Annotated in this window: 12 protein-coding genes; 3 read left to right on the forward strand and 9 right to left on the reverse strand. The window is 73.2% G+C overall.

Features of this window, described 5'->3' with window-relative positions; genetic code table 11:
- Nucleotides 1-155 precede the first annotated feature (155 nt).
- A complete protein-coding gene (locus tag ACFY7E_RS28685; RefSeq protein WP_389489862.1) occupies nucleotides 156-1,067 on the reverse strand; it encodes a TIGR01777 family oxidoreductase in 912 nt (303 codons plus the stop codon).
- A gap of 47 nt (nucleotides 1,068-1,114) precedes the next feature.
- Here ACFY7E_RS28685 and ACFY7E_RS28690 point away from each other — a divergent pair, with 47 nt between their 5' ends.
- Nucleotides 1,115-1,615, forward strand: coding sequence for a GNAT family N-acetyltransferase (locus ACFY7E_RS28690; RefSeq protein WP_389489864.1), 501 nt, complete (start codon nucleotides 1,115-1,117; stop codon nucleotides 1,613-1,615).
- A 121-nt stretch (nucleotides 1,616-1,736) separates the two neighbouring features.
- Here ACFY7E_RS28690 and ACFY7E_RS28695 read toward each other — a convergent pair whose 3' ends face one another.
- Nucleotides 1,737-2,375: a TetR family transcriptional regulator gene (locus ACFY7E_RS28695; RefSeq protein ID WP_389489866.1), complete on the reverse strand. Its 639-nt coding sequence runs from the start codon at nucleotides 2,373-2,375 to the stop codon at nucleotides 1,737-1,739.
- A gap of 120 nt (nucleotides 2,376-2,495) precedes the next feature.
- Between ACFY7E_RS28695 and ACFY7E_RS28700 the strand changes: the two genes are divergently transcribed.
- The gene (locus ACFY7E_RS28700; RefSeq protein WP_389489868.1) at nucleotides 2,496-3,302 is read left to right on the forward strand and encodes an SDR family NAD(P)-dependent oxidoreductase; all 807 of its coding nucleotides are present in this window, start codon (nucleotides 2,496-2,498) and stop codon (nucleotides 3,300-3,302) included.
- A gap of 26 nt (nucleotides 3,303-3,328) precedes the next feature.
- Here the strand turns inward: ACFY7E_RS28700 and ACFY7E_RS28705 are convergent, their stop codons facing one another.
- Nucleotides 3,329-3,850, reverse strand: a complete 522-nt coding sequence (locus tag ACFY7E_RS28705; protein WP_383444177.1) for a DUF4240 domain-containing protein — start codon at nucleotides 3,848-3,850, stop codon at nucleotides 3,329-3,331.
- A 98-nt stretch (nucleotides 3,851-3,948) separates the two neighbouring features.
- On the opposite strand from ACFY7E_RS28705, the gene ACFY7E_RS28710 reads away from it, so the two are divergent.
- Nucleotides 3,949-4,887: an SDR family oxidoreductase gene (locus ACFY7E_RS28710; protein ID WP_389489870.1), complete on the forward strand. Its 939-nt coding sequence runs from the start codon at nucleotides 3,949-3,951 to the stop codon at nucleotides 4,885-4,887.
- A 22-nt stretch (nucleotides 4,888-4,909) separates the two neighbouring features.
- On the opposite strand, the gene ACFY7E_RS28715 is transcribed toward ACFY7E_RS28710, so the two are convergent.
- The 6 genes from ACFY7E_RS28715 to ACFY7E_RS28740 form a co-directional block, all read right to left on the reverse strand.
- A complete protein-coding gene (locus tag ACFY7E_RS28715) occupies nucleotides 4,910-5,875 on the reverse strand; it encodes a helix-turn-helix transcriptional regulator (RefSeq protein ID WP_389489872.1) in 966 nt (321 codons plus the stop codon).
- 44 nt (nucleotides 5,876-5,919) lie between these two features.
- Entirely contained in the window at nucleotides 5,920-8,634 is a 2,715-nt protein-coding gene (gene aceE / locus ACFY7E_RS28720; RefSeq protein ID WP_389489874.1) for a pyruvate dehydrogenase (acetyl-transferring), homodimeric type, read from the reverse strand.
- 282 nt (nucleotides 8,635-8,916) lie between these two features.
- Entirely contained in the window at nucleotides 8,917-9,540 is a 624-nt protein-coding gene (locus ACFY7E_RS28725; protein WP_125667234.1) for a GntR family transcriptional regulator, read from the reverse strand.
- 130 nt (nucleotides 9,541-9,670) lie between these two features.
- Nucleotides 9,671-11,551, reverse strand: a complete 1,881-nt coding sequence (sucB, locus tag ACFY7E_RS28730; protein WP_389489876.1) for a 2-oxoglutarate dehydrogenase, E2 component, dihydrolipoamide succinyltransferase — start codon at nucleotides 11,549-11,551, stop codon at nucleotides 9,671-9,673.
- A 62-nt stretch (nucleotides 11,552-11,613) separates the two neighbouring features.
- Entirely contained in the window at nucleotides 11,614-13,002 is a 1,389-nt protein-coding gene (gene lpdA / locus ACFY7E_RS28735) for a dihydrolipoyl dehydrogenase (protein WP_389489878.1), read from the reverse strand.
- A 389-nt stretch (nucleotides 13,003-13,391) separates the two neighbouring features.
- Nucleotides 13,392-14,900, reverse strand: coding sequence for a leucyl aminopeptidase (locus ACFY7E_RS28740; RefSeq protein WP_389489880.1), 1,509 nt, complete (start codon nucleotides 14,898-14,900; stop codon nucleotides 13,392-13,394).
- Between the last annotated feature and the right edge of the window lie 102 nt (nucleotides 14,901-15,002).

Raw genomic sequence — 15,002 nt, forward strand, 5'->3', positions numbered from 1 at the left:
CCCAGGTCGGCGCGGCCGGTGGGAGGCCTATGCCCCCAACGGGCCTCCGGAATGCCGGAGTTCACGGTCCGCGTCGAGCGTAGGCAGCGCTCCCGCGGGTGCCAGGAGCGCGCACCGGGGTGCGCGCGGCACGGGGGAGCACGGACGAGGGGGCGTCAGCGGGCCGCGGCCCGGATCGCGTCGTCGATCGTCGGGAACGCGAAGTCGAAACCGGTCTCCAACAGGCGCCCCGGCAGCACCCGCTGACTTCCGAGCACGTCCTGCGCGAAGTCCCCGAGGACGATCCGCAGGGCCGGCGCCGGGACCGTGAGGAGGGCGGGCCGCCGCAGCACCCGGGCCATCGCCGCCGTCACCTCGCGGTTGGTGACCGGCTCGGGGGCCGTCAGGTTCACCGGACCCGACAGGGACGGCGTGTCGACCAGGTGGCGCAGGGCGGCCACCTCGTCGTGCAGGGAGATGAAGGACCAGTACTGGCGGCCGTCGCCCATCCGCCCGCCGAGCCCGGCCCGGAAGACCGGGAAGAGCCGCCCCCACGCCCCGCCCTCGCGGGCCACCACCAGACCGGTGCGGGCGTACGCGACCCGGATGCCGGCCTCCTCGGCGGGGGCCGCCGCGGCCTCCCACTCCACGCAGACCGAGGGCAGGAAGCCCGTCCCGGCGGGGGCGCCCTCGTCGACCGCGCGGCTGCCGGTGTCGCCGTACCAGCCGAGCGCCGTGCCGCACACCAGGACCTCCGGCGGCTCCGCGAGCGAGGCGAGCGCCCGCGCGACCGCCGTCGTGCCGAGCACCCGGCTGTCCCGGATCTCCTTCTTGTACGCCTCGTTCCAGCGCCGCTCGCCGACGCCGGCGCCCGCCAGGTGCACGACGGCGTCCACGCCGACGAGCCCGGCGGCGTCCACGTACAGCCGCTCGGGGTCCCACTCGACCTCGTCGGCGGTACGGGCCGGGCGGCGGACGAGACGGAGGACGTCGTGGCCGTCGGCGCGCAGGGAGCGGACCAGGGCCGAGCCGATGAGCCCGGAGGCGCCGGTGACGGCGACACGCTTGCGGGAGGCGGAACGCTGCATGGGGCCATCCTGCCCCCTCCGGGGCGGGGCATGGCACAGTGACGGGCATGACCGAGCCGGAGACACGGATACGCACGGCCGAACCCGGCGACGGCGCCGGGCTCGGCGCCCTCGACCGGGCCGCCTGGTCCACCCTCCACGCGGTGGTGCCCGCGCCGGTCCCGCCGTACGGCCCCTTCTTCGACGAGCGCCACCTTCCCGGGGACTATCTGGTGGCGGTGCGCGGGGGCGCGCTCGTCGGCTACGTCCGGGTCGTGCAGTCCATCCCGCTCGCCTCGCACGCGCACGTGCTCCAGATCCAGGGCCTCGTGGTCGCCGAATCCGCCCGGGGGAAGGGCGTCGCCCGGGCGCTGCTGCGGGCCGCCGCGGACCGGGCGCGGGAGCGGGGCGCCACCCGGCTCACCCTGCGGGTCCTCGGCCACAACGCCCCGGCCCGCGCGCTCTACGCCTCCGAGGGCTTCGCGGTGGAGGGCGTCCTGCGGGGGGAGTTCCTGATCGACGGGGAGTACGTGGACGACGTGTGCATGGGGCGGTCGCTGGTGGGCTGAGGGGCCCGCCCCTCCGGGCGTATTGAGGGGCCCGCCCCCGGCCGTACTGAGGGTCCCGCCTCTCCGGCCGTACTGAAGGGCCCCACCCTTCCGGCCGTACTGAGGGGTCCCGCCCCTGCTGTCACGGCATCAACAGGTCGATGCCCCGGGTCAGTTCGCGCAGGCAGCGGGCCGCCAGGGGCGCCGGTCCGTCCCCGCCGTCCCCCGGCTCCCCCTCCGCCCAGCTCTCCAGGGCGAGCCGGATCGCGTCCGTGGCCGCCGCCGCCGCGAGCCGTACCCCCAGTGGGTCGGCGTCCGGGCCCGCGAGCCCGGCGAGGACCTCGCGCAGCCGTTCCTCCGACTCCTGGTTGACCCGGTACCAGACGGCCCGCAGGGCGGGGTCGTCGGCGGCCGCCCGGAGCAGCCCCCGGGTCCGGAGCAGCTCCTCCCCGGCCTCCGCGTCCGCCGGGGTCAGCGACGTGACGACGGACCGCTCCAGGGCGTCGGCCAGGGGTGTGCCCGGGGCGGTGGCCGCCAGGTCGGCGCGCCAGCGGTCGGCGCCGCCCGCGAGGAGCGGGGCGACGGCGTCCTGCTTGGAGCGGAAGTAGCGGTAGAAGGTGCGCAGCGCGACCCCGGCCCGCAGGGCGATGTCCTCGGCCGTCGTGCCGTCCGGGCCGCGCTCGGTGAACAGCTCGACGGCCGCGCGGGCGATGTCGAGCTGCGTGGCGGCCTTGCGGCGCTCCGTCAGGGAGGGGGCCCGGGAGGGCGTCTTGTCGCTCACCCGCCAAGGGTACGCCCGTGACTGCCAGGGGTGCGCGAAGTGCATTGATGGCAAAACGTGCCACTTGGGCGTACGGTGACAGCATTCCTCCGGCGAAACCCGCCCTCGAAAGGCCCTCCCATGAACCACCCCACCCGTCACGGAGCCCGTTACGAAGGACGCCGCGCGCTCGTCACCGGCGGCGGCTCCGGCATCGGCCAGGCCACCGTCCTGCGCATGCTCGCCGAGGGCGGCCGGGTCGTCGCCGCCGACATCAGCGAGGACGGCCTCAAGGACACCGCCGACCGGGCCGGCGCCGCCGCCGTCCGCCTCACCACCGTCCTCCTGGACGTGGCCGACGAGACCTCCGTACGGGCCGGCGTCGCCGCCGCCGTCGAGGCGCTCGGCGGCCTGGACGTCCTGGTCAACGCCGCCGGGATCCTGCGCTCCTCGCACACCCACGAGACCACCCTCGACGCCTTCGAGCAGGTGATCCGGACCAACCTCACCGGCACCTTCCTGGTGATACGCGAGGCGGTCCCGGCCCTCCTGGCGGGCGAGGGCCCGGCCGTCGTGAACTTCTCCTCCACCTCGGCGGCGTTCGCCCACCCGTACATGTCCGCCTACGCGGCCAGCAAGGGCGGCATCCAGTCCATGACCCACGCGCTCGCCGCCGAGTACGCCAAGCAGGGCATCCGCTTCACCGCCGTCCAGCCGGGCTCCATCTCCTCCGGCATGACCGACGGCACCGGCGCCAGCCGCCGGTCCGTCGGCCCCGGCCTGCCCGCCGACGCCGACATGGCGCTCTTCGTGAAGCTGGCCCCCGCCCTCGGCCGGGGCTTCGCGGGCCCCGAGACCGTCGCCGGGGTCGTCGCGATGCTGGCGAGCGAGGACGGCAGGTTCATCACCGGCACCGAGGTCCGCGTCGACGGCGGCACCCACTTCTGAGCCCGCCCGGTCAGAGCGTCACCGCGTCACCCCGTGCCGAAGCGCTCCCACAGCCGGGGGAAGCGGACCGCCAGGGCCTCCTCGTCCGCCAGGTCGAGCGGGGTCCCGAGCGGCTCGCCCCCCGGCATCGGAATCCCCAGGTCCGGCGTCTCGGCCCCGGTCAGCGCCTCGTACGCCTCGTCCGCCGCGAAACCGATCTCCTCGCCGTCCCCGTCGATCTCCACGTCGAAGTCGTCGAGCAGCTCCGCCAGCGCGTCCGGATCGTGCACGGCCCCCTCGTACACCTCCCGGCCCTGACCGATCAGCCAGCAGCGGAAGGCGTCGAAGGTCTCCTCGCCCGCCCCGTCGAACAGCACGGCCGCCGCGCCCCACAGGTCCCAGAGGTACGCGCGGTTGTAGCGGGCCTCGAAGTGGCGCGCGTAGTCGAGCACCGAGTCGGGGTCCAGCCGGGTCAGCCGTTCCACGAGCAGGTCCGCCTGCTCCTCGGCGTCGCCCTCGGCGTCCTCCCGGGCGGCGTCGATGATCTTCCAGAACTCGGTCTCGTCCATCACGGGACCAGCATCGTGCCCCGGCGGGGACGACGCACCCGGAAGTCCGAAATGAATCCGGACAGAAGGTGTCGTACTTTCCTGCCAGGGTGAGGCCCATGACCACCGAGACATCTGACAGCAAGCCCCTGCGCGGACGGATCTGCCTGGTCGCCGGGGCCACCCGGGGAGCCGGACGGGCCATCGCCGTGCAGCTCGGCACCGCCGGAGCCACCGTCTACGTCACCGGGCGCACCACCCGCGAGAAGGTCAGCGAGGTCGGCCGGACCACCGAGACCGTCGAGGAGACCGCCGAACTGGTGACGGCCGCCGGCGGCGAGGGCGTCGCCGTCCCCACCGACCACCTGGAACCGGATCGGGTCCGCGTCCTGATCGACCGGATCGACCGCGAGCGGGGCCGCCTCGACGTCCTCGTCAACGACATCTGGGGCGGCGAGCACCTCGTCGTCGCCGGCTTCGGGAAGAAGATCTGGGAGATGGACCTCGCCGACGGCCTGCGCATGCTGGAACTGGGCGTGAAGAGCCACCTGATCACCAGTGCGGCGGCCACGCCGCTGCTCACCCGGCACCCCGGCGGCCTCCTCGTCGAGGTCACCGACGGCACGCAGGAGTACAACGCCACCCGCTACCGCGAGAACGTCTACTACGACCTCGCCAAGAACGCCCCGATCCGGATGGCCTTCGGCCTCGCCCGCGAGCTGGCGCCGTCCGGCGGCACGGCCGTCGCGCTCACCCCCGGCTGGCTCCGCTCGGAGCAGATGCTGGACCACTTCGGCGTGACCGAGGAGAACTGGCGCGACGCGGTCGGGAAGCTCCCCGACTTCGCCGTCGCCGAGTCCCCGGTCTACGTCGGCCGCGCGGTCGCCGCCCTCGCCGCCGACCCCGACCGGGCCCGCTGGAACGGCCGCTCGCTCTCCAGCGGACAGCTCGCGAAGGAGTACGGCTTCACCGACGCGGACGGCTCGCGGCCGGACGCGTGGGGGTTCGTCGTCGCCAAGGAGACGGACGAGGACGTGTCGGCGGACGACTACCGGTAGCAGCCCGCACGGTCACCGGGGCTCACCCGTACAACCGCCCCAGTCCCCGCGCCGCCTCCGCGAACCGCTCCCGGAGCGCGGCCGGGGCCACCGCCTCCGCCTCCGGGCCGAGCCCCAGGAGCTGCCCGAGGGCGACCTCCTCGCTCTCGACGCGCAGGGTCACCCGCAGCCGGCCGTCCGCCTCCGCCGTGCCCGCCGCCAGGGCCTCCTCGGCCGCCGCCCGGTCCGTCGCGTACGGCAGCCGCCGCGCCCCCTCCTCCGTCAGGAGCAGCACGGCCTCGGCCCGCAGCAGGGAACGCGCGAACTCCCGGGAGCGGTCCGCCCAGAAGGCGGACAGGTCGAAGTCCGGGTCGCGCGCGAAGCGCTCCCCGCCCACCGCCACCGCCGTGAACCGGTCCACCCGGTACGTACGGAACGAGCCGTCCGTCCACGCGCACGCGTACCAGACGCCCGCCTTCAGGACGAGCCCGTACGGCCGCAGCTCCCGCTCCACCTCCGTGCCGTCCCCGCGCCGGTAGCGGACCCGGGCGCACCGGTCGTCCCAGACGGCCTCCGCGAGCGCCGGCAGCAGCTCCGGGGTCACCGGCTCCCGGTACCAGGCGGGCGCGTCCAGGTGGAAGCGCTGGGCCGCCGTGCGGGGCGCGTCCCGCAGCGAGGGGAGCAGCGCCGCCGACACCTTCAGGCGGGCCGCCGAGGCCGCGTCCTCCAGGCCCATGTCCCGCAGCGCGCCCGGCAGTCCGGACAGGAACAGCGCCTCCGCCTCGCTCCGGGCGAGCCCGGTCAGCCGGGTGCGGTAGCCGTCGACGAGCCGGTAGCCGCCGGCCCGGCCCCGGTCCGCGTAGACCGGCACCCCCGCCTCCGAGAGGGCGAGCGCGTCCCGGGCGACCGTGCGCTCCGACACCTCCAGCTCGGCGGCGAGTTCGGCCGCCGTCATCGACGGGCGGGACTGGAGCAGCAGGACCAACTTGATGAGGCGGGCGGCACGCATGACTCCATCATGCGTGCCGCCCGCCCCGTGGAAGGGAAGGACCCTTACAGGCCGTAGCGCTCGCGCGCCTCCTTCACGGCCGACGCCTGCACCTCGCCGCGCCGCGCGAGCTGCGCGAGCGCCGCGACGACGATCGACTGCGCGTCGACGCCGAAGTGGCGGCGGGCCGCGTCGCGGGTGTCCGAGAGGCCGAAGCCGTCGGCGCCCAGCGAGGACCAGTCCTGCTCGACCCACTGCGCGATCTGGTCCGGGACCTGGCGCATGTAGTCGGAGACCGCGAGCACCGGGCCCTCGGCGCCCGCCAGGGCCTCGCGGACGTACGGCACCCGCTCCTCGCCGCGCAGCAGCGCCGCGTCCGCCTCCAGGGCGTCGCGCCGCAGCTCCGTCCAGGAGGTCGCGGACCACACGTCGGCGGCCACGCCCCACTCGGCGGCGAGCAGCTTCTGCGCCTCCAGGGCCCAGTGGATGGCCGTGCCGGAGGAGAGGAGCTGGATGCGGGAGGGGTTCGCGGGGAGGTCGACACCGGCGGACTCGGCCGTGTTGAAGCGGTAGAGGCCCTTGACGATGCCCTCGTCGATCCCGGCCGGCTTGGCGGGCTGCGGCATCGGCTCGTTGTAGACCGTGAGGTAGTAGAAGACGTCCTGGTCCTCGCCCTCGGCGGCCTCGCCGTACATCCGGCGCAGACCCTCCTTGACGATGGCCGCGACCTCGTAGGCGAACGCCGGGTCGTACGTCAGGGCCGCCGGGTTGGTGGCCGCGATCACCGGCGAGTGGCCGTCGGCGTGCTGGAGGCCCTCACCGGTCAGGGTGGTGCGGCCGGCCGTGGCGCCGACGAGGAAGCCGCGGCCGAGCTGGTCGCCGAGCTGCCACATCTGGTCGGCGGTCCGCTGCCAGCCGAACATCGAGTAGAAGATGTAGAACGGGATCATCGCCTCGCCGTGCGTGGAGTACGCGGTGGAAGCGGCGATGAAGTCGGCCATCGAACCGGCCTCGGTGATCCCCTCGTTGAGGATCTGGCCGTTCTTGGCCTCCTTGTAGTACATCAGCTGGTCGCGGTCGACCGGCTCGTACGTCTGGCCCTTCGGCGAGTAGATGCCGAGGGACGGGAAGAGGCTCTCCATGCCGAAGGTGCGGGCCTCGTCCGGGACGATCGGGACCCAGCGCCTGCCGGTCTCCTTGTCGCGGATCAGGTCCTTGATCAGGCGGACGAACGCCATCGTCGTGGCCATCGACTGCTTGCCGGAGCCCTTGTCGAAGACGGTGAACGCCTTCTCGGCCGGGGCCGGCAGCGGGGCCAGCGGGTGGACGCGGCGGGCCGGGGCCGGACCGCCGAGCGCCGCGCGGCGCTCCTGGAGGTAGCGGACCTCGGGGGAGTCGGCGCCGGGGTGGCCGTAGGGCACCTGGCCGTCGGCGAACCGCGCGTCGGAGATGGGGAGTCCGAGGAGGTCCCGCATGTTCTTGAACTCGTCGGTGGAGAGCTTCTTCATCTGGTGGTTCGCGTTCTTCGACGCGAAGCCCTCACCGAGGGTGAAGCCCTTGACGGTCTGCGCCAGGACGACCGTCGGCGCGCCCTTGAACTCCAGGGCGGCCTTGTACGCGGCGTACACCTTGCGCGGCTCGTGCCCGCCGCGGGAGAGGTGGAAGCACTCCAGGATCTTGTCGTCGCTCAGCAGCTTCGCCATCTCGACGAGCGCCGGCTCCTTGCCGAAGAAGTCCTGGCGGATGTAGGCGGCGTCGCGGGTCTGGTACGTCTGGACCTGCGCGTCCGGCACCTCGCGGAGGCGGCGGACCAGGGTGCCGGTGGTGTCGAGCGCGAACAGCTCGTCCCAGGCGCTGCCCCACAGCGACTTCACGACGTTCCAGCCGGCGCCGCGGAACTGGGCCTCCAGCTCCTGCACGATCTTGAAGTTCGCGCGGACCGGGCCGTCGAGGCGCTGGAGGTTGCAGTTGATGACGAAGGTCAGGTTGTCCAGACCCTCGCGGGCCGCGAGCGCGAGGGCCGCGGTCGACTCGGGCTCGTCCATCTCGCCGTCGCCGAGGAACGCCCACACGTGCGAGGCGGAGACGTCCTTGATGCCTCGGTTGGTCAGGTAGCGGTTGAAGCGCGCCTGGTAGATCGCGGAGAGCGGGCCCAGACCCATGGAGACGGTCGGGAACTCCCACAGCCAGGGGAGGCGGCGCGGGTGCGGGTAGGAGGGCAGGCCCTGGCCGCCGGACTCCTGCCGGAAGTTGTCGAGGTGCGCCTCGTTCAGGCGTCCGTCGAGGAAGGCGCGGGCGTAGATGCCGGGGGAGGCGTGGCCCTGGATGTAGAGCTGGTCGCCCGAGCCGGGGGCGTCGGGGGACTCCTTGCCCTTGAAGAAGTGGTTGAAGCCCGTCTCGTACAGCCAGGCCGCGGAGGCGAAGGTGGCGATGTGGCCGCCGACGCCGTACTTGGAACCGCGGGAGACCATCGCGGCCGCGTTCCAGCGGTTCCAGGCGGTGATCCTCCGCTCCATCTCCTCGTCGCCGCCGGACTCGGTGACCGAGGGCTCGGCGGGGGTGGGGATGGTGTTGACGTAATCCGTCTCCAGGAGCTTGGGGAGGGCGAGGCCCGCGCCCTCGGCGTGCTGGAGCGTGCGGCGCATCAGGTAGGCGGCCCGGTGCGGGCCGGCGGCCTTGGTGACGGCGTCCAGGGAGGCCGCCCACTCGGCGGTCTCCTCGGTGTCACGGTCCGGGAGCTGGTCGAGCTCGCTCGGAATCTTGCCTACGGGATCGGTCATGATCGCCGCCTTCCGGACAGGTGGGGGTGGAGATGGGGCCCTTGTCTGGCAGGACAGGGCGGAGGGCCGGGTAGGGCCCGCCGAAGACTGTAAACCGGCGATCGATGATCGATCAAAGGGTTGAAGGGGAAAACCTCTTCAGATCGAGAAAGTAGGCACAGGGTGCCGTGAAAGGGGGCACCCGGTGCCTTGTTTTCGCAGGTGGGAGCGGATCCCTGAGGGGGTGCGCGCACGAATGAGCGGGCCCCCGGACGAGGACCCGCTCAGGAGGAGGCGACGGTGTCAGGCGCGCGGCGCGCAGCCCAGGACGTGCGCCTTCACCAGGGCGCCGATGTTCGGGTCGCCCCGCCGGAAGGCCTCCACCAGGTCCTGGTGCTCCTCCGCGTACGACTTCTGGACCGTCCCCAGCCAGCGGATCGAGAGCGCCGTGAAGACCTCGATGCCGAGCGTCTCCCAGGTGTGCAGCAGCACGGCGTTCCCCGCGGCCTTCACCAGCTCGCGGTGGAAGGCCACCGTGTGCCGCACCTGCGCCGTCCCGTCGGAGGCCGCGTCCGCCTCGTACAGGGCCGCCACGTGCGGCTCCAGGGCCGAACAGTCCGCCGAGAGGCGTCCGGCCGCCAGCTCGGCCGCGATCTGCTCCAGACCGGCCCGTACGGGGTAGCTCTCCTCCAGGTCGGCGGCGGTGAGGTTGCGGACCCGGACGCCCTTGTTGGGCGCCGACTCGATCAGCCGCAGCGACTCCAGCTCGCGCAGCGCCTCGCGGACCGGGGTCTGGCTGACCTCCAGCTCGGTCGCGATCCGGCGCTCCACGATCCGCTCGCCCGGCTTCCAGCGGCCGCTGACGATCCCCTCCACGATGTGCTCGCGGATCTGTTCGCGCAGCGAGTGGACGACGGGGACGGTCATGAAGGGCTCCTCGGGGAGTGTTGACCCTTAGACAATACGGCGGCGCCCCCGTCCGGAAACACTTCCGGACGGGGGCGCCGCAGGTGAGGCTCGTTACGTTGCGGGCGGGCCGGAGCCCGCCCGCACGCCACTACAGGCCGAGGTCGACCTCGAACTCGCCGGCCTCCAGGATCGCCTTGACGGCCGACAGGTAGCGGACGGCGTCGGCGCCGTCCACCAGCCGGTGGTCGTAGGACAGTGCGAGGTACGTCATGTCGCGGATCGCGATCGTCTCGCCCAGGTCCGGGTGGTCGACGACGACCGGACGGCGCACGGTGGCGCCGACGCCCAGGATGGCGGCCTGGTTCGGGGGCACGATGACCGTGTCGAACAGCGCGCCGCGCGAACCGGTGTTGGAGATGGTGAAGGTCGCGCCGGCCAGGTCGTCCGGCGTGATCTTGTTGGCGCGCACGGCGCCGGCCAGCTCCGCGGTCTTCTTCGAGATGCCGGCGATGTTGAGGTCGCCCGCACCCTTGATGACCGGGGTCATCAGACCCTTCTCGGAGTCCACCGCGATACCGATGTTCTCGGTGTCGAAGTAGGTGATCGTGCCCTCGCCGTCGTTGATCCGGGCGTTGACGACCGGGTGGGCCTTCAGCGCCTGGGCCGCCGCCTTCACGAAGAACGGCATCGGGGAGAGCTTGACGCCCTCACGGGCGGCGAAGGCGTCCTTGGCACGGGCGCGCAGTCGCATCAGCTTGGTGATGTCGACCTCGACGACCGTGGTCAGCTGCGCCTGGCCGTGCAGCGCCTTCATCATGTTGTCGCCGATGACCTTGCGCATGCGGGTCATCTTGACGGTCTGGCCGCGCAGCGGGGAGGCCTCCGCGGACGGAGCCTTCGGCGCGGACGCGGCCGGGGCGGCGGCGGCCGGAGCCGGGGCGGCCTTCTTGGCCTCGGCGGCCGCGAGGACGTCCTGCTTGCGGATGCGGCCGCCGACGCCGGAGCCCTTGACGGAGCCCAGGTCGACACCGTTCTCGGTGGCGAGCTTGCGGACCAGCGGGGTCACGTAGGCGCCGTCCTCGGCCGGGGCCGGGGTGGACGGGACCGGGGTGACCACGGCCGGGGCGAGGGACGGGGCGGCCTGGGCCGGAGCCTGGGCGGCCGGAGCCGGGGCCTGGGCGGCCGGAGCCGGGGCCTGGGCGGCCGGAGCCGGGGCCTGGGCGGCCGGAGCCGGGGCTGCCGGAGCGGCCGGGGCGGGCGCCGGAGCCGCGGGGGCCTCCTGCGCCGGAGCCGGAGCCGGAGCCGGAGCCGGAGCCTGGGCCTGGGCCGGGGCGGCCTCGGGGGCCGGGGCCTCCTGCGCCGGGGCGGCGGCCGGAGCCGAGCCCGCGGCACCGATGACGGCCAGCTTGGCGCCGACCTCGGCGGTCTCGTCCTCGTTGACGACGATCTCCAGGAGGACGCCGGAGGCCGGCGCCGGGATCTCGGTGTCGACCTTGTCCGTGGAGACCTCGAGCAGCGGCTCGTCGGCCTCGACGGTCTCGCCGACCGACTTCAGCCAGCGGGTCACGGTGCCCTCGGTGACGGACTCGCCCAGGGCGGGCAGCACGACGTCGGTGCCCTCGGCGGAACCGCCGCCGGAGGCGGCCTCGGCCGTCGGGGCCGGGGCGGGCTGCTCGGTCTCGGTGGACGGCGTGGCCTCGGGGGCCTCCGGAGCCGGGGCCTCCTGCGCCGGGGCCTCCTGCGCCGGGGCCGAGGCGGCGGCCGGGGCGGCGGCCTCGGCGGAGGCGCCGGAGCCGTCGTCGATGATGGCCAGCTCGGCGCCGACCTCGACCGTCTCGTCCTCGGCGACCTTGATGGAGGCCAGGACGCCCGAGGCGGGGGCGGGGATCTCGGTGTCGACCTTGTCGGTCGAGACCTCGAGCAGCGGCTCGTCGGCCTCGACGCGCTCGCCCTCGGCCTTGAGCCAGCGGGTGACGGTGCCCTCGGTGACGCTCTCGCCGAGCGCCGGCAGGGTTACGGAAACCGACATGGTTTCAGTTGCTCCTAACGAATTGCGGAAAGTGGTCGTCGCGCCCTGTGATGACGTGAGCGTCAGTCGTGGGAGTGCAGGGGCTTGCCCGCCAGGGCCAGGTGGGCCTCGCCGAGCGCCTCGTTCTGCGTCGGGTGGGCGTGGATGAGCTGCGCGACCTCGGCCGGCAGCGCCTCCCAGTTGTAGATCAGCTGCGCTTCGCCGACCTGCTCGCCCATGCGGTCACCGACCATGTGGACGCCGACCACGGCACCGTCCTTGACCTGCACGAGCTTGATCTCGCCCGCGGTCTTCAGGATCTTGCTCTTGCCGTTGCCCGCGAGGTTGTACTTCAGGGCCACGACCTTGTCCGCGCCGTAGATCTCCTTGGCCTTCGCCTCGGTGATGCCGACGGAGGCGACCTCGGGGTGGCAGTACGTCACCCGCGGCACGCCGTCGTAGTCGATCGGGACGGTCTTGAGGCCGGCCAGGCGCTCGGCGACGAGGATGCCCTCGGCGAAGCCGACGTGCGCCAGCTGGAGGGTCGGGACGAGGTCGCCCACGGCCGAGATCGTCTCCACGTTGGTGCGCATGTACTCGTCGACCAGGACGTAGCCGCGGTCCATGGCGACGCCCTGCTCCTCGTACCCCAGACCGGCGGAGACCGGGCCGCGGCCGATGGCGACCAGGAGGACCTCGGCCTCGAAGGTCTTGCCGTCGGCCAGGGTGACCTTCACGCCGTTGTCGGTGTACTCGGCGGACTGGAAGAAGGTGCCGAGGTTGAACTTGATGCCGCGCTTGCGGAACGCGCGCTCGAGGAGCTTCGAGCTGTTCTCGTCCTCGACCGGCACCAGGTGCTTCATGCCCTCGATGACGGTGACGTCGGTGCCGAAGGACTTCCACGCCGAGGCGAACTCGACGCCGATGACGCCGCCGCCCAGGATGATCGCGGACTCCGGGACCCGGTCCAGGGTCAGCGCGTGGTCCGAGGTGATGATCCGGTTGCCGTCGATCTCCAGACCCGGCAGCGACTTCGGCACGGAACCCGTCGCGAGCAGGACGTGACGCCCCTGGACGCGGCGGCCGTCCACGTCGACGGAGGTCGGGGAGGAGAGGTGACCCGTACCCTCGATGTAGGTCACCTTGCGGGAGGCGACGAGACCCTGCAGACCCTTGTACAGGCCCGCGATCACGTCGTCCTTGTACTTGTGCACGCCCTTGACGTCGATGCCCTCGAAGGAGGCCCTGACACCGAACTGCTCCGCCTCGCGCGCCTGGTCGGCGACCTCGCCGGCGTGGAGCAGGGCCTTCGTCGGGATGCAGCCGTTGTGCAGGCAGGTGCCGCCGAGCTTGTTCTTCTCGATCAGTGCGACGTCCAGGCCCAGCTGCGCTCCGCGCAGCGCCGCGGCGTAACCGCCGCTACCGCCGCCGAGGATCACTAGGTCGAAAACGGTGCTGGCGTCGTTCGCCACGTCACGTCCTCCATGCATGTGCGCTCGTCGCCGGTCGTGCGTGACCGGGCGGCGGCTGGTGTTCGGCCGCTATTTTTCGGCCCTGTGATGGGGGCCCTGTCCTGCCGAGAACCCATCTTCGCACTTGTTGACGGATGGCGGGACGCGGGGCCGTTCTCCGAGACGGCCGATCGTCCGTACGGAGGGCCCGGACCGCGCGCGCACCTACGGATTCCGTCGCGGTTACGTCGGGAGCGAACGAACCGGACGGGGCGGTACCGGACGGAGGCGTACCGGAAAGGAGCGGACGGACCGGGCGGACCGGGCGGGCGGGGCGGGCCGGAACGGGGACGGCCCCGGGCACGGAAGCCCGGGGCCGTCGCCGTCGCGCGGGAGCGCGCGGTGGTTCGTCAGAGCTCGCCCTCGGCGGCCCGCTCGGCCAGGCGCACCAGGGTGCGGACCGAGGAGCCGGTGCCGCCCTTGGGGGTGTAGCCGTACGGGGCGCCCTCGTGGAAGGCCGGGCCCGCGATGTCCAGGTGGGCCCAGGTGATGCCCTCGCCCACGAACTCCTGGAGGAAGAGGCCGGCGACCAGGCCGCCGCCCATCCGCTCGCCCATGTTCGCGATGTCGGCGGTGGGGGAGTCCATGCCCTTGCGCAGGTCCGCCGGGAGCGGCATCGGCCAGGACGCCTCGCCGACCTCCTCCGCGATCTCGTGGATCGTGGAGCGGAACTCGTCGTCGTTGGCCATGATGCCGAAGGTGCGGCTGCCGAGCGCCATCATCATCGCGCCGGTCAGGGTCGCCACGTCGACGATCGCGTCCGGGTTCTCCTCGCAGGCGCGGGTCAGCGCGTCGGCCAGGACGAGCCGGCCCTCGGCGTCGGTGTTCAGGACCTCGACGGTCTTGCCGCTGTACATGCGCAGCACGTCGCCCGGGCGGGTGGCGGAGCCGGACGGCATGTTCTCGGCGAGCGCCAGCCAGCCGGTGACGTTGGCCTCCAGGCCGAGGCGGGCCGCGGCGACGACGGTGGAGAACACGGCGGCGGCGCCGCTCATGTCGCACTTCATCGTCTCGTTGTGGCCGGCCGGCTTGAGGGAGATGCCGCCCGAGTCGTAGGTGATGCCCTTGCCGACCAGGGCGAGGGTCTTCTCCGCCTTCGGGTGGGTGTAGGCGACGCGGACCAGGCGCGGCGGGTTCTCGGAACCGGCGCCTACGCCGAGGATGCCGCCGTAGCCGCCCTTGGCGAGCGCCTTCTCGTCGAGGACCTGGACCTTGAGGCCGTGCTCCTTGCCGGCGGTCTGCACCGCGGCGGCGAAGGCGGCCGGGGTCAGGTCGTTCGGCGGGGTGTTGATCAGGTCGCGGGCGCGGTTGATCTCCTCCGCGACGGCCTGGGCGCGGTCGGCGGCGGCCTTGTGGGCCTTGTCGCGCGGCTTGGCGCCGATCAGGACGACCTCGGCGAGCGGCTTCTTCGCGTCCTTGCCGCTCTCCTGGTACGCGGTGAAGGCGTACGCGCCGAGCAGGGCGCCCTCCACCACGGCGGAGACGGCCTCGGCCTCGGCGACCGGCAGGGCGAACGCGGCCTTCTTCGCGCCGAAGAGGACACGGGCCGCGGTGCCGGCGGCGCGGCGCAGGGTCTCCGTGCCGAACGCCTCGCCGTCCGCGGGGGCGCCGCCCAGGCCCACGGCCAGGACGACGGGGGCCTTGAGACCGGCGGGGGCGGGCAGCTTGGTCGCCTCACCCTCGGCACCCGAGGCGCCCAGGGTCTCCAGGACGGCGGCGAGCCGGCCTTCGAAGGCCTTGTCCACGGCCTCGGCGCCCGGAGCGACGATCAGCTCCTTCCCGGACTTGGCGACGCCTACGACGAGGGCGTCGGCGCGCAGCGTCGCCGCGCCGGCAGTGCTGAGAGTGAGAGCAGTCACGGTGGTGAATTCTCGCTTCCATTGAGTTCTGTGGCGGTCGAGGGATGGGCCGACCGTGCCCGCCGCATCGTATTTCGGCCCGGAGAGCGCCGGGAACGAGCC

The sequence above is a fragment of the Streptomyces sp. NPDC012825 genome, from assembly GCF_042900925.1.
In the GTDB taxonomy this organism is placed as follows: domain Bacteria; phylum Actinomycetota; class Actinomycetes; order Streptomycetales; family Streptomycetaceae; genus Streptomyces.